25 protein-coding genes are annotated in these 22785 nt (G+C 53.2%); 13 read left to right on the top strand and 12 right to left on the bottom strand.

Annotated elements, in window-relative coordinates; all coding sequences use genetic code 11:
• Positions 1-2: 2 nt before the first annotated feature.
• From PFRI_RS11850 to mdh, 7 genes are all read right to left on the bottom strand, one after another.
• Positions 3-2963, bottom strand: a complete 2961-nt coding sequence (locus PFRI_RS11850) for a 2-oxoglutarate dehydrogenase E1 component (RefSeq protein WP_072630921.1) — start codon at positions 2961-2963, stop codon at positions 3-5.
• A complete protein-coding gene (locus PFRI_RS11845) occupies positions 2960-3613 on the bottom strand; it encodes a hypothetical protein (RefSeq protein WP_072630920.1) in 654 nt (217 codons plus the stop codon). The genes PFRI_RS11850 and PFRI_RS11845 overlap by 4 nt, the downstream gene beginning before the upstream one ends.
• Positions 3614-3619: 6 nt before the next feature.
• Positions 3620-4501 carry a succinate--CoA ligase subunit alpha gene (sucD, locus tag PFRI_RS11840; RefSeq protein WP_072630919.1) on the bottom strand — a complete coding sequence of 294 codons (882 nt, stop codon included), beginning with the start codon at positions 4499-4501 and terminating at the stop codon, positions 3620-3622.
• Positions 4502-4512: 11 nt separating this feature from the next.
• Positions 4513-5025, bottom strand: a complete 513-nt coding sequence (locus tag PFRI_RS11835; protein ID WP_084649673.1) for a hypothetical protein — start codon at positions 5023-5025, stop codon at positions 4513-4515.
• A 53-nt stretch (positions 5026-5078) separates the two neighbouring features.
• Positions 5079-5282, bottom strand: coding sequence for a hypothetical protein (locus tag PFRI_RS11830; RefSeq protein ID WP_072630917.1), 204 nt, complete (start codon positions 5280-5282; stop codon positions 5079-5081).
• Between the two features lie 5 nt (positions 5283-5287).
• Positions 5288-6484, bottom strand: a complete 1197-nt coding sequence (gene sucC, locus PFRI_RS11825; RefSeq protein WP_072630916.1) for an ADP-forming succinate--CoA ligase subunit beta — start codon at positions 6482-6484, stop codon at positions 5288-5290.
• Positions 6485-6725: 241 nt separating this feature from the next.
• On the bottom strand, positions 6726-7688 hold the full coding sequence (gene mdh, locus PFRI_RS11820; protein ID WP_072630915.1) for a malate dehydrogenase: 963 nt from the start codon (positions 7686-7688) through the stop codon (positions 6726-6728).
• A 158-nt stretch (positions 7689-7846) separates the two neighbouring features.
• On the opposite strand from mdh, the gene PFRI_RS11815 reads away from it, so the two are divergent.
• The gene (locus tag PFRI_RS11815; RefSeq protein ID WP_072630914.1) at positions 7847-8599 is read left to right on the top strand and encodes a sulfite exporter TauE/SafE family protein; all 753 of its coding nucleotides are present in this window, start codon (positions 7847-7849) and stop codon (positions 8597-8599) included.
• Here PFRI_RS11815 and PFRI_RS11810 read toward each other — a convergent pair.
• A complete protein-coding gene (locus tag PFRI_RS11810) occupies positions 8596-8913 on the bottom strand; it encodes a hypothetical protein (protein WP_072630913.1) in 318 nt (105 codons plus the stop codon). The two genes, PFRI_RS11815 and PFRI_RS11810, sit on opposite strands and share 4 nt — an antisense overlap.
• Positions 8914-9213: 300 nt before the next feature.
• Here PFRI_RS11810 and PFRI_RS11805 point away from each other — a divergent pair, with 300 nt between their 5' ends.
• The 11 genes from PFRI_RS11805 to PFRI_RS11755 all read left to right on the top strand — a co-directional run bounded on the left by PFRI_RS11805 (position 9214) and on the right by PFRI_RS11755 (position 17354).
• The gene (locus PFRI_RS11805) at positions 9214-10071 is read left to right on the top strand and encodes an HpcH/HpaI aldolase/citrate lyase family protein (protein ID WP_072630912.1); all 858 of its coding nucleotides are present in this window, start codon (positions 9214-9216) and stop codon (positions 10069-10071) included.
• A gap of 6 nt (positions 10072-10077) precedes the next feature.
• Positions 10078-10623: an NnrU family protein gene (locus PFRI_RS11800; RefSeq protein WP_072630911.1), complete on the top strand. Its 546-nt coding sequence runs from the start codon at positions 10078-10080 to the stop codon at positions 10621-10623.
• A 3-nt stretch (positions 10624-10626) separates the two neighbouring features.
• A complete protein-coding gene (locus PFRI_RS11795) occupies positions 10627-10833 on the top strand; it encodes a DUF1737 domain-containing protein (protein ID WP_072630910.1) in 207 nt (68 codons plus the stop codon).
• Positions 10834-11865, top strand: coding sequence for a MaoC family dehydratase (locus PFRI_RS11790; RefSeq protein WP_072630909.1), 1032 nt, complete (start codon positions 10834-10836; stop codon positions 11863-11865). It begins immediately after the preceding gene.
• Positions 11862-12557 (top strand): DUF4344 domain-containing metallopeptidase, encoded by a 696-nt coding sequence (locus PFRI_RS11785; RefSeq protein WP_072630908.1) that lies wholly within the window; start codon positions 11862-11864, stop codon positions 12555-12557. The genes PFRI_RS11790 and PFRI_RS11785 overlap by 4 nt, the downstream gene beginning before the upstream one ends.
• Positions 12558-12709: 152 nt before the next feature.
• Positions 12710-13093 carry a succinate dehydrogenase, cytochrome b556 subunit gene (gene sdhC, locus PFRI_RS11780; RefSeq protein ID WP_072630907.1) on the top strand — a complete coding sequence of 128 codons (384 nt, stop codon included), beginning with the start codon at positions 12710-12712 and terminating at the stop codon, positions 13091-13093.
• Between the two features lie 13 nt (positions 13094-13106).
• Positions 13107-13478, top strand: a complete 372-nt coding sequence (sdhD, locus tag PFRI_RS11775) for a succinate dehydrogenase, hydrophobic membrane anchor protein (RefSeq protein WP_072630906.1) — start codon at positions 13107-13109, stop codon at positions 13476-13478.
• 18 nt (positions 13479-13496) lie between these two features.
• Positions 13497-15302, top strand: a complete 1806-nt coding sequence (sdhA, locus tag PFRI_RS11770; RefSeq protein ID WP_072630905.1) for a succinate dehydrogenase flavoprotein subunit — start codon at positions 13497-13499, stop codon at positions 15300-15302.
• Complete coding sequence (locus tag PFRI_RS11765) at positions 15302-15619, top strand: succinate dehydrogenase (protein ID WP_072630904.1); 318 nt, start codon at positions 15302-15304, stop codon at positions 15617-15619. Before sdhA ends, PFRI_RS11765 begins: the two co-directional genes overlap by 1 nt.
• Before the next feature lie 12 nt (positions 15620-15631).
• Positions 15632-16411, top strand: coding sequence for a succinate dehydrogenase iron-sulfur subunit (locus tag PFRI_RS11760; protein WP_072630903.1), 780 nt, complete (start codon positions 15632-15634; stop codon positions 16409-16411).
• Positions 16412-16508: 97 nt separating this feature from the next.
• The gene (locus PFRI_RS11755; protein ID WP_072630902.1) at positions 16509-17354 is read left to right on the top strand and encodes an urea carboxylase-associated family protein; all 846 of its coding nucleotides are present in this window, start codon (positions 16509-16511) and stop codon (positions 17352-17354) included.
• Here the strand turns inward: PFRI_RS11755 and deoD are convergent.
• From deoD to PFRI_RS11735, 4 genes are all read right to left on the bottom strand, one after another.
• A complete protein-coding gene (deoD, locus tag PFRI_RS11750; protein WP_072630901.1) occupies positions 17351-18055 on the bottom strand; it encodes a purine-nucleoside phosphorylase in 705 nt (234 codons plus the stop codon). The two genes, PFRI_RS11755 and deoD, sit on opposite strands and share 4 nt — an antisense overlap.
• 9 nt (positions 18056-18064) lie before the next feature.
• Positions 18065-18511, bottom strand: a complete 447-nt coding sequence (locus PFRI_RS11745) for a GNAT family N-acetyltransferase (RefSeq protein WP_072630941.1) — start codon at positions 18509-18511, stop codon at positions 18065-18067.
• Between the two features lie 36 nt (positions 18512-18547).
• Positions 18548-20527, bottom strand: a complete 1980-nt coding sequence (locus PFRI_RS11740; protein WP_072630900.1) for an ethylmalonyl-CoA mutase — start codon at positions 20525-20527, stop codon at positions 18548-18550.
• Between the two features lie 101 nt (positions 20528-20628).
• A complete protein-coding gene (locus PFRI_RS11735; protein ID WP_072630899.1) occupies positions 20629-21222 on the bottom strand; it encodes a GNAT family N-acetyltransferase in 594 nt (197 codons plus the stop codon).
• A 71-nt stretch (positions 21223-21293) separates the two neighbouring features.
• Between PFRI_RS11735 and PFRI_RS11730 the strand changes: the two genes are divergently transcribed.
• Positions 21294-22649 (top strand): 1-acyl-sn-glycerol-3-phosphate acyltransferase, encoded by a 1356-nt coding sequence (locus tag PFRI_RS11730; RefSeq protein WP_072630898.1) that lies wholly within the window; start codon positions 21294-21296, stop codon positions 22647-22649.
• Positions 22650-22785 lie beyond the last annotated feature (136 nt).

Here is a 22785-nt window from a genome sequence, read left to right as displayed (position 1 = left end):
GGTTATTTCCCTTCCAGTGTCAGCGCGTCGTCAATCAGCGCTGCTTGTTGTGCTTTGTGTATGCTGGCCAGACCTGTCGCAGGTGAGGCGCTTGCCGAACGACCCGCAAACACAGGGCGCTGATGTTTTGCGTCGATGCGCGTTAGCACCCACTCAAGGTTCGGCTCCATAAAGGTCCAACCGCCTTGGTTCTTGGGTTCTTCCTGACACCAAACCATGTCCGCATTTGTGAAGCGGCCCAACTCTTTCACCGCGGAGTTCGCAGGGAAAGGGTAGAACTGCTCAAATCGCATGATGTAAATGTCATCGATGCCGCGTGCGTCACGTTCTTCAAGCAAATCGTAGTAGACCTTGCCAGAGCACATCACGACGCGTTTGATTTTGTCGTCAGCCACCAGTTTCGTGTCCGAATTTCCATATTGTGCGTCGTCCCAAAGGACGCGGTGAAAGCTGGACCCTGTGGTGAATTCTTCCGCTTTGCTGACAGCCATTTTGTGGCGCAGCAAGGATTTCGGCGTCATCAAAATAAGCGGCTTGCGGAAAGTGCGGTGGAGCTGACGACGCAAAATGTGGAAGTAGTTCGCAGGTGTCGTGCAGTTTGCGACGATCCAGTTGTCCTGACCGCACATCTGCAAAAAGCGCTCCAATCTTGCGGAAGAGTGCTCTGGACCTTGTCCTTCAAAGCCGTGCGGCAAGAGAACAACCAGACCTGACATGCGCAACCATTTGCTTTCACCGGAACTGATGAATTGATCAAACATGATCTGCGCACCATTGGCGAAATCACCAAACTGCGCTTCCCATAGGGTCAGCGCGTTGGGTTCTGCCATGGAGTAGCCATACTCGAACCCAAGAACCGCATATTCAGAGAGCATCGAGTCGATGACCTCGTAATTTGCCTGACCTTCGCGAATATTGTTGAGCGGGTAATACCGCTCTTCCGTATTTTGGTTGATCAATGCGGAATGGCGTTGCGAAAAAGTGCCGCGCGCACTGTCTTGGCCAGAGAGGCGGACGCCCATGCCTTCTGTCAACAACGAGCCAAACGCCAAGGCTTCGCCCGTCGCCCAGTCAAAACCTTCACCGCTTTCAAACATTTTAGTCTTCGCATCGAGCAAACGACCAACCGTTTTGTGCAACGGGAAGCCATCAGGCGCGCGCGTCAGCGCTTTGCCCACATCCGCGAGTGTTTCAGGCGCAATTGCAGTTTCGCCGCGCTGGTATTCTTCCTTACGGCTATCAAGATGGGACCACTTGCCATCGAGCCAATCGGCCTTGTTGGGTTTGTAGTCTTTGCCTGCTTCAAACTCATCATTCAGATGCGCTTGGAACGCCGTTTTCATGTCTTCGATCTCACCCTCAGGGATCAGACCGTCCTTGACCAACCGCTCTGTATACAGGCTAAGCGTGGTTTTATGCGTTTTAATCTTCTTGTACATGACGGGGTTTGTGAACATCGGTTCATCCCCCTCGTTATGACCAAAGCGGCGGTAACAAATGAGGTCGATGACGACGTCTTTGTGAAACTTCTGACGAAACTCTGTCGCAACTTTTGCAGCGTGTACAACCGCCTCTGGATCATCGCCATTCACATGAAAAATTGGCGATTCAACAACCAGCGCGTTGTCCGTCGGATAAGGAGACGAACGGCTGAAGTGTGGTGCAGTCGTGAAACCGATCTGGTTGTTCACAACGATATGCATGGTGCCACCAGTTTTGTGACCACGCAGACCAGACAGCGCGAAACACTCTGCGACCACGCCTTGGCCCGCGAAGGCTGCATCGCCATGCAAAAGGATCGGCATAACTTTGGTGCGATCCGTGTCGTTTAGCTGATCTTGTTTCGCGCGGACTTTGCCAATGACGACAGGGTTAACCGCCTCTAAGTGAGATGGGTTTGCGGTCAAAGACAAGTGAACGTTGTTGCCGTCAAACGCGCGGTCCGAACTGGCACCAAGGTGATATTTCACGTCACCGGACCCATCAACATCTTCCGGCTTGAAGCTACCGCCTTGGAATTCGTTGAAAATCGCGCGGTAGGGTTTGCTCATCACATTCGCAAGGACCGACAGACGGCCACGGTGGGGCATGCCAATGACGATGTCGCGCACACCCAAAGCACCACCTCGTTTGATGATCTGCTCCATCGCAGGGATCAAGCTTTCGCCGCCATCAAGGCCGAAACGTTTGGTGCCCATGTATTTCACATGCAGGAATTTTTCGAAACCTTCGGCCTCAACCATCTTGTTCAGGATCGCTTTGCGCCCTTCACGTGAAAACTCGATTTCTTTGCCAAGCCCCTCGATGCGTTCTTTGAGCCAAGCCGCTTCTTCAGGGTCGGAAATATGCATGTATTGCAGCGCAAAAGTACCGCAATAGGTGCGCTTCACAATGTCCACGATTTGACGCATGGAGGCGATCTGGAGCCCTAAAACGTTGTCGATAAAGATTGGGCGGTCCATGTCAGCTTCTGTGAAGCCGTAGGATTTTGGGTCCAACTCAGGGTGCTTGGACGCTTCGCGCATCCCAAGCGGGTCGAGATCGGCGGCCAAGTGGCCCCGGATACGGTAGGCACGAATGATCATCAACGCGCGGATGGAGTCGAGCACAGCGCGTTTGATCGCCTCGTCACTGACCTCAACACCGGCAGTTGCGGCCTTCGCTTTGATCTTGTCGCCTGCGGCTTTGGTTTCTGGCTGTGCAGGCCATTGCCCGTCAAGCGCCGCCGTCAGATCATCGTTGGGCATAGGCGGCCAATCGGCACGTGCCCAAGAGGGGCCAGCGGCCTCAGCCTTCACATCCAGATCAGCGTCGCCAAGCTGGGAGAAAAAGTCCTGCCACGCCGCATCGACCGCGTTCGGGTCATTGGCGTATTGCGCATAAAGCTGCTCAAGATACTCGGCGTTGTGGCCTTGCATAAAGCTGGATGCGTGGAACTGGTCGTTAGAGGATTGGTCGGTCATTGTTGGACCTCCAGAGGTGAGATGTGAAGTGTGGTGAAGGCTAGATACTCATCGATAGCAGCGATATGATCAGCAGATAAATCTGAAGACGCGCGTAGCTTTTGGAAACCTTCTTCTGTGAAGTGGTTTCCTGAGATCAAATGTGTGTTGCTCAGCGCAAATGCGGTACGCCTAGAAAATTCAGTGTTAACGTTATACGCCCATGTGAGGTTACTTTCAGCTGAAAAATTTAGAGTGCTTAGCTCGCTTGGACCAGACAATACGCAATAAGGTGACCCCTCGCGTATACCTAACAAAGCGAGATGGTAGCTGCCGAATTCCATGCTGATTTGGTTCGCGCCTAAACTAGAATTTCCCAGAATAGATGCAGACATAAAGAATGCGTTTCTGATCGTGTAATCAAGATCATGTGCTCTGAATTTGGAAGCGATCATGCCATTGAACAAAGCAATCAACGCCCCTTCCTTCGTCCTCTCCCAACCGTTCTTCAACAGGTTGGCGCGGGCCACGTCGATCTCTTTTGGAATATCCGTGCAGATTTTTATGGCCGCACGGATGGACTCACGTGTTGAGTCCGCAGCAACGGTTTCGGCTTGCGCGAAGAAGAACGCACTCAACCCGATAAATCCGTATTTGCTGAACCCTGACATCTGATCTTACCCGATCGCTTCGATCACAGCTTCGCCCAAAGTCGCAGGGCTGTCTGCAACGATGATACCAGCGGAGCGCATGGCTTCGATTTTGTCCTCGGCACCACCTTTGCCGCCAGCAACAATCGCGCCAGCGTGGCCCATGCGACGGCCGGGAGGGGCTGTGCGGCCAGCAATAAAGCCAGCTGTTGGTTTCCAACGGCCCTTTTTCTTCTCATCCGCGAGGAACTGCGCGGCCTCTTCTTCCGCAGAACCGCCGATTTCACCAATCATGATAATGCTCGTGGTTTCAGGATCAGCCAAGAACATCTCGAGGACGTCGATATGCTCCGTGCCTTTGATTGGATCACCACCGATGCCAACCGCTGAGGACTGGCCAAGGCCTAGGTCTGTCGTTTGCTTCACCGCTTCATAGGTCAGCGTGCCAGAGCGGGAGACAACGCCACAAGAACCGCGCTTGTGGATGTGGCCGGGCATAATGCCGATTTTGCATGCGTCAGGCGTGATCACACCGGGGCAGTTCGGCCCGATGAGACGGCTTTTGCTACCCTCAAGCGCGCGTTGCACACGCATCATGTCGAGGACTGGAATGCCCTCTGTGATGCACACGATAAGCTCCATCTCGGCATCAATCGCTTCCAGAATGGAATCGGCTGCGAAGGGCGGAGGGACGTAAATCACAGAAGCGTTCGCTTCGGTGACGTGCTTGGCTTCATGTACGGAGTTGAACACAGGCAAGTTCAAATGCGTTGAGCCGCCTTTGCCCGGTGTCACGCCGCCGACCATCTTTGTGCCGTACTCAATCGCTTGCTCGGAGTGGAACGTACCTTGCGAGCCGGTGAGGCCCTGACAGATGACTTTTGTGTTTTCGTCTACGAGGACTGCCATTTTCTGGCTCCTTAATCTTTGAGTTCGGAGGGCAAAAGCCGCTCCACTGTCATGAATGTTTCGATGCCGCCCGGACCTTTTCGGGTCCCGACGTGAACAACTGCGATGCGTTTGGGATTTAGCTGACGCGCGGCGAGAATTTCTGTGCCTGTTGTCGATTGGAAGGAACTTGGAAGCGCTGCTGGTGTAACGATCCCTTGACTCGTGAGTGCATCAACAGCGGTTTTTGCAGCTTGCGCAGCATGATCCCCGTCAAAGGCCACTTCGCAGCGCCGATCTGTACCAACCTTTGCGGCACGCCCTGTTACGGGCGAAGGTGCCGCGCTGGAGAACGGATCAAGGTCGTAAAATTCCAATCGCACGCCTGTCATTCCCAAACGCGTTGTCGCCTTTTCAGCCGTCAAATAGGGAGAGAAACAATGCTCTGCAAAACCACGCATCGCTTTGGACGGCACGCTAGTGCCAGCCGCCGCGATACTTGCAAAGCAGATGCTTGCAAGCGTGATGATGCTTTTGTGAGGCAAAATGTTTCCCTTTCAACCCACTCTGCGCGGGCCTATTTACATCTGATGAGCGATTAGCGAATAAAGCCGCTGTTGTTCACACCAAACGTTGTGCGCGCTGAATTGATCATCTCACCGCTTGGCTGGTTCGGATCAAACGGAAGGTTCGGGTTTTGCGTTTGCGGACCATTGCGTACCGGCAGGTTGGTTGTGTCGCGTGACATGCCACAAGCCGTCAAAGAACCGATGAGTGCGATTGATACAATAATACATGTCATAATTTTTATCCCTTAACAGCTTTGACGATTTTTTGAGCACCGTCTTTTAGGTTATCCGCCGCGATCACGTCGACGTCTGAGTTGTTGATGATGGCTTTGCCTTCTTCCACATTCGTGCCTTCTAGGCGCACAACGAGTGGAACTTTCAAGCCGACTTCTTTCACCGCAGCGACAACGCCTTCCGCGATCACATCGCAGCGCATGATACCGCCAAAGATGTTCACGAGAATGCCTTTGACCTGTGGATCAGAGGTTATGATTTTGAACGCTTCCGTCACCTTTTCTTTGGTCGCGCCGCCGCCTACGTCTAGGAAATTGGCAGGCTCAGCGCCGTAGAGTTTGATGATGTCCATGGTCGCCATCGCAAGACCCGCGCCGTTGACCATGCAGCCAATTTCGCCATCGAGCGCGATATAGTTGAGATCGTATTTGGACGCCTCAAGCTCTTTGCTGTCTTCTTCCGTCTCATCGCGCAGAGCCATGATATCGGCGTGGCGATAAAGGGCGTTGCCGTCGAAACCGACTTTGGCGTCGAGAACTTTAAGATCGCCAGAACCTTCAAGAACGATCAACGGGTTGATCTCTAGCTGTTCCATGTCTTTTTCGACGAAGGCTTGGTAAAGCTGGCCCATCAGTTTGACACACTGCTTAACCTGCGCACCCTTTAGGCCGAGCTCAAATGCGATGCGGCGGCCGTGGAACGCTTGGTAACCCGTCGCAGGATCAACGGAGAAGCTGATGATTTTCTCGGGTGTCGAGGCTGCCACTTCTTCGATGTCCATGCCGCCCTCTGTGGAGCAGACGAACGAAATGCGCGATGTTTGGCGGTCAACGAGTAGAGCAAGGTAAAGCTCTGTCTCGATATCGGAACCATCTTCGATATAGATGCGGTTCACTTGCTTGCCCGCAGGTCCAGTTTGGTGCGTCACCAATGTGCGCCCCAACATTTTCTTGGCTTCTTCGGCGGCTTCTGTTGCGGAGAAAGCAAGGCGAACGCCACCTTTCTCGCCTGCGTCGGCTTCCTTAAAGGTGCCTTTGCCGCGTCCACCTGCGTGGATCTGTGCCTTAACAACCCAAAGCGGGCCGTCCATCTCGCCAGCGGCTGTTTTTGCATCTTCTGCCTTTAACACAGCGCGGCCATCAGAAATTGGCGCGCCGTAGCTGGCAAGCAGCGCTTTGGCTTGGTATTCATGGATGTTCATGAGAAACGGTCCCGTCTTGCTTCTATTACTTGCCTCTATAGTGTGTGTATTAAGGCTAGATTAAACGATAAAATGACGCAGACAGGATAAATCGCACATTTGTGATCACACGCAAATTTTCTGTGATCACAAAAATGAGCAAGCAAGAGGTTTCGCAGCGAAACCTCTGAAAACGACTCAATGCATACAAAAAAGCCCCAGAGAAGAACTCCGGGGCTTATTGATTGCTTTTTTGTTGATCTTACGCGAGCGAAGGATCGATCTCTTTACAAGCAGCAACAAGGCCTTTGACCGCATCAACCGACTTGTCGAACATCGCTTGCTCGTCTTTGTTCATGTTGATGTTGACCACTTTCTCAACACCACCCGCGCCGATTACAGTCGGAACGCCAACGTAGAAACCGTCAAGCCCATAAGCACCGTCAACATAAGCTGCACATGGCAAGACGCGCTTTTGATCTTTGAGGAAGGCTTCAGCCATCTCAATCGCAGATGTGGCAGGGGCATAGAAGGCAGAGCCTGTTTTCAACAGACCAACAATCTCGGCACCGCCATCGCGTGTGCGCTGAACGATTGCATCAAGCTTGTCTTGCGTCGTCCAACCCATTTCAACCAGATCAGGGAGTGGGATGCCGCCAACCGTTGAATAACGCGCCAAAGGAACCATCGTATCGCCGTGACCGCCCAGAACGAAGGCTGTGACGTCACGCATGGAAACGTTGAACTCAGTCGAGAGGAAGTGACGGAAGCGTGCGGAGTCGAGAACACCCGCCATGCCACAGACTTTTTCATGCGGCAGGCCAGAGAATTCACGCAGGGCCCAAACCATCGCATCGAGCGGGTTGGTGATGCAGATCACAAACGCGTCTGGAGCGTGATCGCGAATGCCCTCGCCAACGGATTTCATAACCTTGAGGTTGATACCAAGCAGGTCATCGCGGCTCATGCCGGGCTTGCGCGGAACGCCCGCTGTCACGATGCACACATCTGCGCCTGCGATATCTTCATAAGACTGCGTGCCGGACATAGCGGCGTCAAAACCCTCGGATGGGCCCGATTCTGCGATGTCGAGCGCTTTGCCCTCAGGCGTGCCTTCGGAAATATCGAAGAGGACGATGTCGCCCAACTCTTTCAATGCTGCAAGGTGAGCAAGTGTGCCACCAATCTGTCCTGCTCCAATAAGTGCTATCTTAGGTCTGGCCATGGATCTCTCTCCGGTCCTATTAAATTTGGCGCATGGCTAGTGGTTTATGCGCGTTTGCGCAAGTGTGCTGCGATGCAGCGTTAAGATTGTGATAACTGGCAACTGCGACGGCTGACGGCTAAAGTCATAGTAAGTCTATAAAATTGAAAGGCCTCGATGTGATCTGGGATCTAAGCTTTTTTGCCATTGCGGCCCCTGCGGTTCTCTTTGCGGGCATTTCCAAAGGGGGGTTTGGCTCGGGGGCTGCGTTTGCCTCAGCTTCGATTCTCGCGCTGATCTTACCGCCGGGGCAGGCGTTGGGTCTGATGTTGCCGCTGTTGATGTTGATTGATGTGGCTACTTTGGGACCTTACTGGCGCAAGTGGCATTGGCCATCCGCAAAGCTATTGATCCTTGGTGGTGTTCCGGGGGTCATTATCGGCGCGCTGGTCTACCGCGTGGCGAATGATGATGTGATCCGCTTTTTGATTGGTGCGATGTCTTTGTTATTTGTGGTCTGGCAAATTGCAAAAGCACGCGGTTTGATCAAAATTTCAGAGCGTCCGCTCGGAAATAGCGCGGGGCTTCTTGCCGGAACGACGGCTGGGTTTACCAGTTTCGTCAGCCATGCAGGCGGGCCACCTGCGGCGATCTACATGCTGTCGTTGAAGCTGACGAAAACACAGTACCAAAGCAATACAGTGCTGGTTTTCTGGATTGTGAATAGCCTGAAAGCGGCGGCTTACGCGTTTCTGGGCATCTTCACTTTAGATCTATTAATGGTCGACCTTATCCTGGCACCGTTCGCTTTGTTAGGCGCGTGGCTAGGTGTAAAGGCGCATCATTTGGTGCCTGAAAAGCTGTTTTATGCCATAACATATGTGCTTTTAGCGATCACAGGCACCAAGTTGATTTTCGACGCATTAAATTAAGCGTCATTGCCTGCGGCTGGCAAAGCTTCGGCGGTTGCTTCGAAGTTTTGGCCAGAGGCCACCAAGCAAGTCGTGCCATTGGTCATCGTCACTGTGATTGTCCAAGAGCCGGTTTCTTGGGACGAAAATGTCTCTACCACCGAATTGTTTGCACCGATGCCGATAGACTGGCGTGCTTCTCCATATTTACTGGCCAATCGCTCTACCACGATATCGCGCGGTGCGCAGTTACGTTGGCTTTGTGTAAAGCCTGTCGTTGCTGCAAGCGCAAGAATTCCAAATCCGAGCGCGCCAATAATCAATTGCTTATTCATAGCGTCATCCTTTTCGAAAGTGGCGCTGAATTTGCGTCCTGAGTGTGAGAGGAGGCGCGCCAATTAATATGTCTGGCCGACCTTATGAACGCTCATCATCGGGTGAAGCGTTCAAGTGCTCGACCTAACCAAGGATGCAGGTACAGGTGTATAGATAAGGTTAAGCGTGCGTGCGATCCGAGCGGCTCACTCGTATTTTAACTATTTTTGCTGCATCGCGGCATTTTCACCTTGAATGAAATGCAAATAAATGCGCACTTGCGCGCAACATTATTACAAAACTTCAGTCAGGACTCTCTCATGGATCTGCGTCAACGCCCGTTTCGCTCTGTACTTTATATTCCCGCGTCCAAACCGCGTGCTCTTGATAAAGCCCGTGGATTACAAGTCGATGCGATCATCTTTGATTTAGAAGATGCCGTGACTGTTGATGAAAAAGTGGCAGCACGCGCGACGTTGAAAGAGGCACTGGATCAAGGCGGCTATGGCGCACGCTTCAAGATTGTACGCATCAACGGGTTCGACACTGAATGGGGTATGGATGATGCAAAAGCCGTGAAAGACATGGGCGCGGATGCAGTTCTATTGCCGAAGGTGGCAAGCCCTGATGATCTCGACGCGTTGGCCGCAATTACGGGTGATCTGGCGATCTGGGCGATGATGGAAACCCCGCGTGGCATGTTAAACGCTGGTGCAATCGCAGCACATCCAAAGCTTGCGGGCATGGTGATGGGCACCAATGACCTTGCCAAAGAGTTGCAATGTCGCACACGCGCGGACCGCATGCCGATGCTGACATCGCTCCAGCTGTGCCTACTTGCGGCCAAGGCCGAAGGGCTCGTCATTATTGATGGCGTTTATAATGCCTTCAAAGATGACGAAGGGCTAAAAGTCGAATGTGATCAAGGGCGCGATATGGGTTTTGATGGCAAGACTTTGATCCATCCTGCGCAGGTGGCGGTCACCAACGAAGCGTTCGCGCCAAGTGCGGCAGAAATTGATCTGGCTGAGCGTCAGATCACTGCCTTTGAAGAGATCGAAGCGGCTGGACAAGGTGTTGCAGTCGTCGACGGGCGCATTGTGGAAAACCTACACGTTGCCAGCGGACGTGAAATACTGGCAAAAGCGAAAGCGATAGACGCGCTAGCAAAGGAATAACCCGCCATGACCCTTTTGATTCTCGGCCTTATCTTGTGGAGCTTGGCCCACTTTTACAAACGCTTGATGCCAGCCCATCGCGCCAAACTGGGCGATAAGGGCAAAGGTCCGATCGCTATCGCGCTTATCATTGCGCTGCTTTTGATGATCTTCGGGTATCGTTGGGCAGAATTCATTCCGGTTTGGTCGCCGCCTGCCTTTTTCACACATATCAACAACCTTCTGATGCTGATTGCTTTATTTGTCTTTGGTATGAGCGCGACAACCGGCCGTTTGCGTGGCAAGATGCGTCACCCCCAGCTTGTTGCCGTGAAAATCTGGGCGATTGCGCACCTGATGGTGAATGGCGATCTTGCTTCGATCATCTTGTTCGGTGGCATGTTGGTTTGGGCTGTGGCCTCGGTCATTTTGATCAATCGCAGCGAAGAATGGGTGCGCCCAGAGGCGGGTGACGCGAAAAAAGACAAACTACTTGTTATCATTACAGTGGTGAGCTTTGTGGTCATCACTGTCATTCACGCGCTTTTGGGCGTTTCACCTTTTGGGGGCTAAACCATGAGCACGATTTACCGCTTTCTTAGTGAGGACGACACATCGGCCTTTTGCCATAAGGTGAGTGATGCTTTGGCCAAAGGCTGGGAGCTCTACGGCGCGCCGACGCAAACGTTTGATCCCGTCAAAGGCAACATGCGGTGTGGCCAAGCTGTGACCAAAGCTGTCGAAGCGGACTACTCGCCAGATATGAAACTAGGAGCACAATAAATGCTCAAGACCAACGCGGGCCGCTTTTTCGAGGATTACACCATTGGCGATGTGATCCACCATGCTGTACCACGCACTGTATCAAGGGGCGAACGCGCTTTGTATCATGCGCTTTATCCTGCGCGTCATGCCCTGTATTCGTCGGATGAATTCGCCCGTGCGAGCGGTTTGCCAGAATCCCCTCTGGATGATCTTGCAGCGTTTCATGTGGTTTTTGGAAAGTCGGTCCCTGACATTTCGCTCAACGCCGTTGCCAACCTTGGCTATGCAGAAGGGCGCTGGCTGAAACCTGTTTATGCTGGCGATACGCTGCGTTCTGTGTCGGAAGTGATTGGGCTTAAGCAGAATTCCAGCGGTAAAACGGGTGTCGTATACGTGCGCACATCGGGCATTAATCAGAACGATGAACCTGTGATGCAATTCGTGCGTTGGGTCATGGTACGCAAACGCGATGAAAACGCGCCTGCGCCTGAAACGGTTGTGCCAGAGCTCAAGGGCACTTTGGAGATTGCTGATCTGTTGATCCCCGAGGGTCTCGATTTTGGTAAATACGACATTGCGCTTTCTGGTGAGCCGCATCGTTGGGGTGATTACCAAATCGGTGAAAAGATTGATCACGTCGATGGCGTGACGATTGAAGAAGCAGAACACATGATGGCGACGCGTCTTTGGCAGAACACTGCAAAAGTGCATTTCGATGCGACGCACCGCGATGATGGCCAACGGTTGATCTATGGCGGTCATGTGATTTCGATGGCACGAGCGCTTTCGTTTAACGGCTTGGCGAACGCGCAGATGATTATCGGTTTAAATGGCGGTGCGCATGCGAACCCTTGTTTTAGCGGGGATACTGTGCGCGCTTGGTCTGAAGTGCTTGATAAAGCAGACACAAACACACCGAGCGTTGGCGCGGTGCGTTTGCGATTGGTGGCTTATAAGAGCGATGCGGTTTTCCAGTTGAAGCAAGAGAACGGTAAATACATGCCGCAGGTTTTGCTCGATCTTGATTACTGGGTGGTGATGCCGAAATGATGCGCGCGGGGGCATTGTGTTTGGCGCTTGTGCCTGCGCCAGCGATGGCGGACTTCACTGAAAGCAACTTGCTCGCGATTTTTTATCATGAGCTTGGCCATGCTGTGATCCATCAAATGGATGTGCCGATTTTTGGTCAGGAAGAGGATGCGGCGGACGCTTTGTCGATCCTTCTGATTGATGCGCTCTATGAGGCCGAAGATGCTGAAGTGATTGCCTACGACAGTGCCAATCTGTTTTGGGCAGAAGCGCAGAATGAGCCCGCGTTCTGGGACACCCACGGTCCAGATGAACAGCGCTATTTTAACACCGTTTGCTTGTTTTATGGGGCTGATCCGGACGGGCGCGAAGAGTTTGCGCAGGATTTGGAATTGCCTGAAGAGCGCGCAGAGGGTTGCGAAGATGAATTCGCTTTGGCAGCTGACAGTTGGCATTCTGTCCTGGATGGCATGAGCGCGAATTCAGGCTTAACAGGTCAACTGGTGCTGAACGGCTCCGTCGCGATGGAGTTGATTTCGCACGAAATCAAAGCTCTGAATGCTGAGTTCAAATGGCCACGCAATATAACTGTGACCCTTGAAAGCTGCGACGAGGCGAACGCCTTTTACGATCTGGACGCGCAAAGCATCACAATGTGCACTGAGCTCGTTGATTGGCTTGATGGTATTGCGACTCAGATTGCTGCGGATTAGCATTTTGTGATCACGCAAACTTTGCGTGTGATCACAAAGTTGAAAATTTCTGCAAATTGCGCCAATTTACCGCGCGTTGTTTATCTCCTGTTAGGTGACAGCGGCGAATAATACGTTAGAACAAGGTCAAGGGACATCAAAAGGAAACAGCTATGGCTGATGTGAACAGGGGCAATCGCCCGCTCTCACCGCATCTATCGATTTATCGTCCGCAATTGACGTCGATGACCTCCATTCTCACACGGATTACTGGCAACGCAATGCTGATCGCGTCTTTGCTTATCGTTTGGTGGTTCTTGGCCGCCGCGACATCAGAGAGCTACTTCGCAGTGGCGAATGGGTTTCTGACCAGCTGGTTTGGTGATTTGGTCCTGTTCTTCTCGCTCTGGGGCATGTGGTATCACACGCTCGCTGGGGTGCGGCATTTGATCTGGGACAATGCGATTGGCCTCGAGATTAAGACAGCGGAAAAGATGGGATATGCAGTCATCGGCGGCTCTATCGTTCTGACGCTTCTCACTGTCATCATCATCTAAGGGAGCGCGAGACATGGCATTTTTAACAGACCGCAAACGCGCAACCGGCATGGGCAGCGCAAAATCCGGCACACATCATTTCTGGTCGATGAAAGTAAGCTCCGTTGCTTTGCTATTTCTCGTACCCGTTTTCATCTTCACGTTCGGCGGGATCCTTGGATCCAGCTACACAGAGGTTACAGCCTACTTTGCGCGGCCATTCCCGGCGATTGTAGCCGCTTTGACGATCCTCGTCGGGTTCAAACATTTCAACGATGGCGCACAGGTGCTGATCGAGGATTACGTGCATGGCCTCATGCAGAAAGTCCTTATCATCGTTCTTACTTGCCTCAGCTACGGTGCAGCAGCGGTCGGCGTTTTCGCCATCGCTAAGCTGGCCCTATAATTTTTCGGAGCGACCCAAATGGCAGCTTATGAATATGAAACCCACGACTATGATGTTGTTGTGGTTGGTGCCGGCGGTGCTGGTTTGCGTGCAACACTTGGCATGGCCGAGCAAGGCTTGCGCACCGCTTGTGTAACCAAGGTTTTCCCAACGCGTTCGCACACTGTTGCGGCGCAAGGTGGCATTGCGGCGTCTTTGTCCAACATGGGGCCCGATAATTGGCAGTGGCATATGTATGACACGGTCAAGGGTTCTGACTGGCTCGGTGACACGGACGCGATGGAATACCTCGCGCGCGAAGCGCCCAAAGCGGTTTACGAACTAGAACACTACGGCGTGCCGTTTTCGCGCACGGAAGAAGGCAAGATTTACCAGCGTCCATTCGGTGGTCACACCACTGAATTTGGCGAAGGTCCTCCCGTTCAGCGCACATGCGCCGCGGCAGATCGCACGGGTCACGCGATCCTGCACACACTTTATGGGCAGTCCCTGAAGAACAATGCGGAATTCTATATTGAGTATTTCGCGATTGATCTGATCATGTCGGATGACGGCGTTTGCCAAGGCGTTGTCTGCTGGAAGCTCGACGACGGCACGATGCACGTCTTCAACGCGAAGATGGTTGTGCTGGCGACGGGTGGCTATGGTCGTGCCTATTTCTCTGCCACCTCAGCGCACACATGCACAGGCGATGGCGGCGGCATGGTTGCACGTCAAGGTCTTGCTTTGCAGGACATGGAGTTCGTTCAATTCCACCCGACGGGTATTTACGGTTCCGGCTGTCTTATAACCGAGGGTGCGCGTGGGGAAGGTGGGTATCTCACCAACTCCGAAGGCGAGCGTTTCATGGAGCGGTATGCGCCGAACTACAAAGACCTCGCGCCGCGCGACTATGTCTCGCGTTGCATGACAATGGAAATTCGCGAAGGTCGCGGTGTCGGTGCTGGTGGGGATCACATCCACCTCAACCTATCGCACCTTCCTGCGGAGGCTCTCGCTGAGCGCCTGCCCGGCATCTCCGAATCTGCCAAGGTTTTTGCAGGCGTGAACGTTAATAAAGAGCCAATTCCGGTCTTGCCGACAGTTCACTATAATATGGGCGGCATTCCCACGAACTACTTTGGTGAGGTTCTCGACCCCACTGCGAAAGATCCCAACGCAGTTGTTCCTGGCCTTATGGCTGTTGGCGAAGCGGGCTGTGCGTCGGTTCACGGTGCAAACCGTTTGGGCTCAAACTCCTTGATTGACCTTGTGGTCTTTGGCCGCGCCGCTGCGATCCGCGCGGGCAAGGTTGTGGATGCTGAAGCGGCAAATGGGGCTTTGAACCAAGCTTCTGTCGATGCGGCCTTTGATCGTTTTGATGGTCTGCGCAATGCGAATGGTGGCACGCCGACTGCGGAGTTGCGCCTCGAGATGCAAAAGACCATGCAAGAAGATGCAGCCGTCTTCCGCACCGACAAGACATTGAAAGAGGGCGTTGAGAAGATGACCAATGTTGCCGCGAAAGTGGATGATCTGAAAGTAACGGATCGCTCGCTCGTGTGGAACTCTGATCTTATGGAAACACTCGAGCTGACAAACCTGATGCCAAACGCATTGGCGACGATTGTTGGTGCTGAAGCGCGCAAAGAAAGCCGTGGTGCTCATGCCCATGAGGATTACACAACGCGTGATGACGAAAACTGGCGTGTCCACACGATCAGCCGCGTTGATGGCAAAGATGTTGAGTTGAGCCATCGCCCAGTGATCACCGCTCCGCTTTCGACGGAAGCGGAAGGTGGCATTAACCTTAACAGGATTGCTCCGAAAGAGCGGACGTTCTAATGCGCGCGGTTTTGATCTTGACGATCGCGCTGACTTTGGGTGCCTGTGTCCAAGCGAATGATGCAGCTGACACGGTCGCTCGCAATACTGCCAAAGGTGTTGTGAACGATGTGGTCGCGCAAAAGTTTCCAGGTGTGAATGCCGCACCGGTGACGGATTGTGTGATCGACAACGCCTCGCGTTTTGAAATTTTCGACATCGCCAAAGCGGGTGCCACAGGTGTGACGCCCGCGACCGTCGAAACCGTAACAGCAATCGCATCGCGTCCTGAAACGGTGCAATGCATTTCCAAAAACGGCCTTGGCCTGTTTCTGTAAAGGAGTGAGACGATGGTACAACTGACCCTCCCCAAGAATTCCCGCATGACGACTGGCAAAACCTGGCCAAAGCCCGAAGGTGCGAACAACATTCGCAAATTCCAGATATATCGCTGGAACCCTGATGACGGCAAAAACCCGTCTGTGGATACCTATTGGGTGGATATGGACAACTGTGGTCCGATGATTCTGGACGCGCTGATCAAGATCAAGAACGAGATTGATCCAACGCTGACGTTCCGCCGTTCTTGTCGTGAAGGCATTTGCGGGTCTTGTGCGATGAATATCGACGGGATCAACACGCTTGCCTGTATCTATGGCATGGATGAAGTCAAAGGCGACGTTAAGATTTACCCGCTGCCGCACATGCCTGTAATCAAGGATTTGATCCCCGATTTGACGCATTTCTATGCGCAACATGCATCCATCATGCCGTGGCTTGAGACGAAAACAAACCGCCCTGCGAAAGAGTGGAAGCAGTCTATCGGAGATCGCAAAAAGCTTGATGGTCTGTATGAATGCGTGATGTGCGCATGCTGTTCAACGTCTTGCCCATCTTACTGGTGGAATGGTGATCGCTACCTTGGACCTGCGGCGTTGCTTCATGCCTATCGTTGGATCATCGATAGCCGTGATGAGGCGACGGGCGAGCGTTTGGATGAATTGGAAGATCCGTTCAAGCTCTATCGTTGCCACACGATTATGAACTGCGCCAAGACCTGTCCAAAGGGATTGAATCCGGCGCTCGCAATCGCAGAGATCAAGAAAATGATGGTCGAGCGCACTGTTTAAGCGCACGATTTTTCTAGAAAAATCGAAACAACCCGTCGTACTCTGGTGCGGCGGGTTTTCTTTTGATCCGTCCTCTTAAGGTCTCAAGGAGCAGATGATGCAAAGCCCACCCAGCGACGCGGATCAGCGGCGCAACATTAAACCTGTCATTTGCTATCCTGTAGATGGTCTGCCGCGACGCGATTTGCTGCTATATGCCAAAGCGCTTGAAGGAGCAGAGAAAATCGGTGAAACGCTCGTGCCGGCACGTGATGCGCGCATGTTTACTGTTCCTGCGGGACATTTTTTTCGTATGTCCTGCCCTGAAGGTCCGCAGGTTGGCGATCTCAATCTGTGGAATGCTGATGACATAACGGAACGGTTTTACACTGGAAAAACCCGAGCATTGCACGGCACGCATGTCACAACGGGGGAAAGCCTGTGGAGCTCCTTCCCTATGCTTCGCCCCATGGCAACAGTCACAACTGACACGCTTGGTTGGTATGGCATCGATCCCTTCGGTGGCTCTGTGCACGATGTAATTGGTACGCGCTGTGATCCGTATACGGGCAACTTGCTCTCTGGAACGCACTATCATCATTGCTGTCATTCCAACCTGACGCGTGCGTTGGCGGATCATCTCGATGTAGCGTTGAAAGAGGCGGAACCGCATGTTCATGACGTTCTCAATGTCTTCATGTGCACTGGTTTTACACGCGATACAGGGCAGTACTTCATGAAGGCCAGCCCTGTGCGGCAAGGCGATTATCTCGAACTGTTTGCAGAGATTGATCTGCTGGGCGCTCTCAGCGCTTGCCCAGGCGGAGATTGTTCAAGCGAGCATTCAAGCGACGAAGCGCAATGTCACCCGCTTTTGGTTGAGGTGTTCAAACCTGCGGTAGGTGCGCTGGACGGGTGGGAGCCGCCGCAACCAAACGGGTACGACGGCACGCATGGGCGTTAAGTGAAAGCGGCTTCCAACGCGATTTCAACCATCTCGCCAAAGCTTCGCTCGCGATCTTCGGACGGCAGCGCTTCGCCTGTGATCAGGTGATCGGAGACTGTCAGAACCGCAAGCGCGCGTGCATTGAAACGCGCGGCAAGTGTGTAGAGCTCGGCTGCCTCCATCTCGACACCAAGAATGCCATGGCGCATCATTTGCTCATTGAGATCAGGGCGTTCATCGTAGAAAACATCGGCAGAATAAATGCCACCAACGTGGGTCTTAGTGCCCTTTGCTTCAGCCGCATTCACAGCCGCTCGTAGCAGGCTCCAATCAGCGCAAGGCGCGTAATTCAGCTCTTTGAAAAACCCGAGTGAAGGTGTCGAAAGTGTCGAAGATGTCATCGCAATGATCACGTCGCGGATGCCAACATAAGGTTGCATCGCCCCGCATGATCCGATGCGGATCAGTGTTTTCGCGCCATAGTCTTTGAGCAATTCATTGGCGTAAATCGACAAAGATGGCATGCCCATTCCGCTGCCTTGGATCGTGACGCGATTGCCGTTCCAAGTGCCCGTAAATCCCAGCATCCCGCGCACTTCATTGACGAGTTCGACATCCTTCAAAAACGTCTCCGCCGCCCATTTGGCACGGTAGGGATCACCGGGCATCAGGACTGTTTCAGCGATTTGATCAGGTTTTGCACCGATATGAATGGTCATGATAACTTCCTAGCGTTTGTATTGCACAAAAACGGTTTTGCTCGCGATGCGATCATAAAGCTGTCGCGCTGTCGCGTTGAACTCTTGGGTCATCCAATAGACTGTTGGCGTTTCGCCTTGATCCGCAACGTCGTAGACATGTTCAATCAGCGCACGCCCGACACCTGTGCCGCGCACAGATGGATCCGCATAGAGGTCTTGCAGGTAGATAACGTCCTCAATCTTCCAATTATGCGGATGATAAATCCAATGAACGAGCCCTACAGGTGTACCGTCCAAGAGCGCCAAGGCCGCGCATTGAGCAGTGTTCGCAGGATCGAGGAGGCGTTCGAAAGTGGTCGCATAGACCTCCTCGCTCACCGAGCTTTCGTAAAATTCTAGATAGGCGGTCCAAAGACGGCGCCAATCGGCTTCATCACTTTGCTCAAGTGGGCGGATGATAAGGGATGTGTTCATGCGCTCGACGGTAAGTCCGCCGCGCGATAGCGTCAATCACTCAGCGGCAATCGGCGCGGGATCAGCCAGGGTGACAATGTCTTTCATGATCGCATTCAGTTCGAAATCTTTCGGCGTGTAGACCCGCGCGACACCCATTGCACGAAGGCGATCTGCGTCGTCATCGGGGATGATCCCGCCAACAATCACCGGCGTGTCACCAAGACCTGCCTCTCGCATGCGCTTCATCAAGTCTTCAACCAGCGGAATATGGCTGCCTGAAAGGATTGAGAGGCCAACAACATGCGCGCGGGTTTCCAACGCGGAGGCAACGAGTTCTTCAGGTGTGAGCCTGATGCCGTCATATTCAATGTCCATGCCGCAATCACGTGCGCGGAAAGCGATCTGTTCAGAGCCATTGGAGTGACCATCAAGCCCCGGCTTGCCGACGAGGAACTTCAGGCGACGACCCAGTTTGTCACTTACAACATTTACCGCATCACGGATGTCATCAAGGCCTTCGGTCTTGTTGGACACAGACGCAGACACGCCCGTCGGTCCACGATATTCGCCATGCACTGCGCGCATTTGTGCGGCCCATTCACCCGTCGTGACGCCAGCTTTCGCGGCTTGGATTGAGGCATGCATGACATTTTCGCCATTGCGCGCCGCTTCGCGCAACGCGGCTAGGGCGACTTGAACCGCGGCGTCATCGCGGCTTGAACGCCACTCTTCCAGGCGCGCTATTTGTTCATCTTCTACGGCTGGATCAACAACCATGATGCCGCCGTCTTCTGTTTGAAGCGGTGATTGCTCACCTTGCTGCCACTTGTTCACGCCAACAACGATGGTCTCATTGCGCTCGATCTTGTTAAGGCGGTCCGCGTTGGAATCCACCAAGCGCGATTTCATATAATCAATTGCGTCTATCGCGCCGCCCATGGAACCGAGGTTGGCAAGCTCTGCGCGCGCGCCCGTTTTGAGCTCCTCAACCTTGCGATCCACAGCGGGGTTTTGATCGAAGAGGTCGTCGAACTCCAACAAATCCGTTTCATAGGCTAGGATTTGCTGCATGCGCATGGACCATTGCTGATCCCAAGGGCGCGGCAGACCAAGGGCTTCGTTCCAAGCGGGCAGTTGTACAGCGCGGGCGCGGGCGTTTTTCGACAAAGTCACTGCGAGCATCTCAAGAAGGATGCGGTAGACGTTATTTTCTGGCTGTTGCTCTGTCAGACCGAGCGAGTTCACTTGAACGCCATATCGGAAACGACGCATCTTGGGGTCTTCAACACCATACCGCTCTAGACAAATCTCATCCCAGAGATCAACAAACGCGCGCATTTTGCACATCTCGGTCACGAAACGGATACCTGCATTCACAAAGAATGAGATACGACCCACAAGCGTCGGGAAATCTTCGGCTGGAACTCGCGGGCGCAGTTCATCGAGGACGGCAGTAGCAGTCGCCAGAGCAAACGCGAGTTCCTGTTCCGGTGTCGCGCCTGCCTCTTGCAAGTGGTAAGAACAGACGTTCATTGGGTTCCACTTTGGGATGTTCGTGTAGCAATATTCAGCCACGTCCGCGATCATTTTGAGCGAGGGCTTCGGGGGGCAAATGTAGGTGCCACGCGATAGGTATTCCTTGATCAGATCGTTCTGCACCGTGCCTTGCAGCTTGGAGGCATCCGCGCCTTGTTCTTCGGCAGCAGCGACATAAAGCGCCAGCAACCAAGGGGCCGTCGCGTTGATTGTCATGGATGTGTTCATGTCCTCTAGAGGGATGTCATCAAACAATGTGCGCATGTCGCCCAAATGACAAACAGGCACGCCAACTTTGCCGACTTCGCCGCGCGCGAGTACGTGATCACTGTCATAGCCTGTTTGCGTGGGCAGATCGAAAGCCACAGACAGGCCCGTCTGACCCTTCGCCAAATTGCCGCGATAGAGTGCGTTTGACGCTTTCGCTGTTGAGTGGCCAGCATAGGTCCGAATGAGCCAAGGGCGATCTTTTTTCACAGCATTCGATGTGTCGGTCATAGCGGCCCTCATGAATCATCTTGGTAATTTTATTACGTTTGAAGATATGTATATGTAATTTTGCGCAAGTGTCAATTCGCTGCGTTGCGGCATTTCATTGGCTAAAGTGAGAGTATGAAACGCATTTCAGTCGCAGTGGAAAATCCAAAGAGATGTTTGAGCGGGCCAAGTGACTGGGTTTTGCCTGTAACAAAGCCTTCGCGTTCATAAAGCGCCTTAGCACGGGGATTGCTGTCGATCACATCGAGGCGGACATCGTCGCAGTTTTGTGCGCTTGCCTCGTCTTTGATCGCACGCAAAAGCGCAGTGCCTAGCCCCATGCCCTGAGCTTCGCGGGTGACGCAGATGCCATCCATCAACAAAGTGCCGCTTTCGAGATTTCGCTCAAGAACAGAAAGCAAAGCCGCGTGCCACGTTGCGCCCAAAAGACCGTAAATTGCAGCGAGGTCGGAAAAGCCGCCGCCAATCAGCGCGCCCTCAGACGTTTTGTATCCAGCGATGCCTAGGAGTGCGCCTGTGTCACTGCGTGCACAAAGGGCGAAACGCGGATCTGCGACACGGGCCAGAAATGCGATGCCTTTCGTCATTGGACCAAGACCGAAGTTGAGTTTGCGCGCAAAGGCTTCCCAATAGAGCGCGGCGACTGCTGCGCGTTCGGTCTCGGCAAAGCCGGATGTGATGCGAATGGCAGACATGTCTCTTCAATCCTTAACTCGTTCCTAAGAATCATATTTACCCTCCACCGCCTTACTGCAAGGGTCGCGCCATGACGCAAACTGTAGAAATGCCCATTTGGTTCTTTAGCCTGATCCTGCTTTTTGCGGTCGTTACCTTTGCGTCGCATTTCCTATTTCCATCTGTGCGTTGGTTTTTCCGTCGTCGGATGGAACGTGTCGTAAAACGTGTGAATGAACGGCTTGAGCGTCCGATTGAACCATTCAAGCTGGCGCGGCGCTACGACATGATTCAGCGTTTGATCTATGATCCAGATGTGAGCCAAGCGATTGCAGATCATGCGCGCCGCAATGGCGTTCCTGAGAATGTGGCGTTTGAGCAAGCACGCAAATATGCGCGCGAGATTGTGCCGTCGTTTAGTGCCACAGCGTATTTCGGGTTCGCAATTCGGATTGCCCGGGGGCTCAGCAACGCGCTTTACCGTGTTCGACTTGGGTATCATGATGATGCAGGTCTCAGCGCGTTGGACAAAGACGCAACAGTGGTGTTCGTGATGAACCATCGCTCCAACATGGACTACGTCTTGGTCACTTATCTTGCAGCAGAGCGTTCAGCGCTGGCCTATGCGGTCGGTGAGTGGGCGCGCGTTTGGCCGCTTAGTCGTTTGATCAAAGCAATGGGCGCCTATTTTATCCGCCGCAAATCGCGTGGCGATCTCTATCGCCGTGTCCTCGCGCGCTACGTTCATTTGGCGACGCAAGCGGGCGTGACGCAGGCGATGTTCCCCGAGGGGGGCTTGTCGTTGGATGGCAAGCTCGCGCCGCCAAAGTTGGGATTGCTCAAATATATCACTGACGGTTACGAGGAAGAAGGCCGAGAAGTACTCTTTGTACCCGTCGCGTTGAACTATGACCGCGTGCTTGAGGATCGCATTTTGATGGCGGCTGATGCAGCGGGCACGCGTCGCTTTCGGGCGCGGATCAGTGTTGTCGCAGGTTTCTTCGTGAAACAAATTTGGTTGCGTTTGAGCGGCAGGTTTCATCGTTTTGGCTATGCAGCAGTCAGCTTTGGTCCCGCTGTGTCCTTGCGCGCGCATGTTAAGACGCATGGTGCGCCGGATGCCGAAAGCCTTGCAAAGGAATTGATGGAGCAGATCGCAGAAATTGTCCCTGTGGTGCCTGTTCCCTTGCTGGCTTCCGTCATGCAAGACCGCGAGAGTATCGCCAAGGCGGACTTGGCCGGTTTGATGCAAGCAGAGCTCGACCGCATGAAAAGCGCGCATGTGCATATGCCGCGCGGTGAAATCAGCTACACAGCAGAGATTGCTCTAAAACATTTGAGCGAACGCAAGATTTTGCGAAGCGAAGGCGAGCGCATCGTGGTCGATGAAGCACAGCGATTTGCGCTGCGATACTATGCCAACAGCATCGCGCATCTCAAAACTTAAGAATGCGCGCGCAGCATAATGCTGCGACTGCTGGGTTATAAAATTACAAAAAGTGACTTTCTAGAGTTGCATTGTTGCTTTTGCGTCTCTACTCAATCTTAGAAGCGACGATTCTGCGTTGCGGCAAATTGAAATT

It is taken from the genome of Planktotalea frisia (assembly GCF_001890925.1).
Taxonomy (GTDB): domain Bacteria; phylum Pseudomonadota; class Alphaproteobacteria; order Rhodobacterales; family Rhodobacteraceae; genus Planktotalea; species Planktotalea frisia.
Note: the sequence above shows the minus strand (reverse complement) of the source record. Positions and strands in the feature narration are given on the sequence as shown.

What these genes read in the sequence shown, in the direction of transcription:
- PFRI_RS11850 (WP_072630921.1), bottom strand. Translation starts at nt 2,963, where the DNA reads ATGACCGACCAATCCTCTAACGACCAGTTCCACGCATCCAGCTTTATG.
- PFRI_RS11845 (WP_072630920.1), bottom strand. Translation starts at nt 3,613, where the DNA reads ATGTCAGGGTTCAGCAAATACGGATTTATCGGGTTGAGTGCGTTCTTC.
- sucD (WP_072630919.1), bottom strand. Translation starts at nt 4,501, where the DNA reads ATGGCAGTCCTCGTAGACGAAAACACAAAAGTCATCTGTCAGGGCCTC.
- PFRI_RS11830 (WP_072630917.1), bottom strand. Translation starts at nt 5,282, where the DNA reads ATGACATGTATTATTGTATCAATCGCACTCATCGGTTCTTTGACGGCT.
- sucC (WP_072630916.1), bottom strand. Translation starts at nt 6,484, where the DNA reads ATGAACATCCATGAATACCAAGCCAAAGCGCTGCTTGCCAGCTACGGC.
- mdh (WP_072630915.1), bottom strand. Translation starts at nt 7,688, where the DNA reads ATGGCCAGACCTAAGATAGCACTTATTGGAGCAGGACAGATTGGTGGC.
- PFRI_RS11810 (WP_072630913.1), bottom strand. Translation starts at nt 8,913, where the DNA reads ATGAATAAGCAATTGATTATTGGCGCGCTCGGATTTGGAATTCTTGCG.
- PFRI_RS11805 (WP_072630912.1), top strand. Translation starts at nt 9,214, where the DNA reads ATGGATCTGCGTCAACGCCCGTTTCGCTCTGTACTTTATATTCCCGCG.
- PFRI_RS11800 (WP_072630911.1), top strand. Translation starts at nt 10,078, where the DNA reads ATGACCCTTTTGATTCTCGGCCTTATCTTGTGGAGCTTGGCCCACTTT.
- PFRI_RS11795 (WP_072630910.1), top strand. Translation starts at nt 10,627, where the DNA reads ATGAGCACGATTTACCGCTTTCTTAGTGAGGACGACACATCGGCCTTT.
- PFRI_RS11790 (WP_072630909.1), top strand. Translation starts at nt 10,834, where the DNA reads ATGCTCAAGACCAACGCGGGCCGCTTTTTCGAGGATTACACCATTGGC.
- PFRI_RS11785 (WP_072630908.1), top strand. Translation starts at nt 11,862, where the DNA reads ATGATGCGCGCGGGGGCATTGTGTTTGGCGCTTGTGCCTGCGCCAGCG.
- sdhC (WP_072630907.1), top strand. Translation starts at nt 12,710, where the DNA reads ATGGCTGATGTGAACAGGGGCAATCGCCCGCTCTCACCGCATCTATCG.
- sdhD (WP_072630906.1), top strand. Translation starts at nt 13,107, where the DNA reads ATGGCATTTTTAACAGACCGCAAACGCGCAACCGGCATGGGCAGCGCA.
- sdhA (WP_072630905.1), top strand. Translation starts at nt 13,497, where the DNA reads ATGGCAGCTTATGAATATGAAACCCACGACTATGATGTTGTTGTGGTT.
- PFRI_RS11765 (WP_072630904.1), top strand. Translation starts at nt 15,302, where the DNA reads ATGCGCGCGGTTTTGATCTTGACGATCGCGCTGACTTTGGGTGCCTGT.
- PFRI_RS11760 (WP_072630903.1), top strand. Translation starts at nt 15,632, where the DNA reads ATGGTACAACTGACCCTCCCCAAGAATTCCCGCATGACGACTGGCAAA.
- PFRI_RS11755 (WP_072630902.1), top strand. Translation starts at nt 16,509, where the DNA reads ATGCAAAGCCCACCCAGCGACGCGGATCAGCGGCGCAACATTAAACCT.
- deoD (WP_072630901.1), bottom strand. Translation starts at nt 18,055, where the DNA reads ATGACCATTCATATCGGTGCAAAACCTGATCAAATCGCTGAAACAGTC.
- PFRI_RS11745 (WP_072630941.1), bottom strand. Translation starts at nt 18,511, where the DNA reads ATGAACACATCCCTTATCATCCGCCCACTTGAGCAAAGTGATGAAGCC.
- PFRI_RS11740 (WP_072630900.1), bottom strand. Translation starts at nt 20,527, where the DNA reads ATGACCGACACATCGAATGCTGTGAAAAAAGATCGCCCTTGGCTCATT.
- PFRI_RS11735 (WP_072630899.1), bottom strand. Translation starts at nt 21,222, where the DNA reads ATGTCTGCCATTCGCATCACATCCGGCTTTGCCGAGACCGAACGCGCA.
- PFRI_RS11730 (WP_072630898.1), top strand. Translation starts at nt 21,294, where the DNA reads ATGACGCAAACTGTAGAAATGCCCATTTGGTTCTTTAGCCTGATCCTG.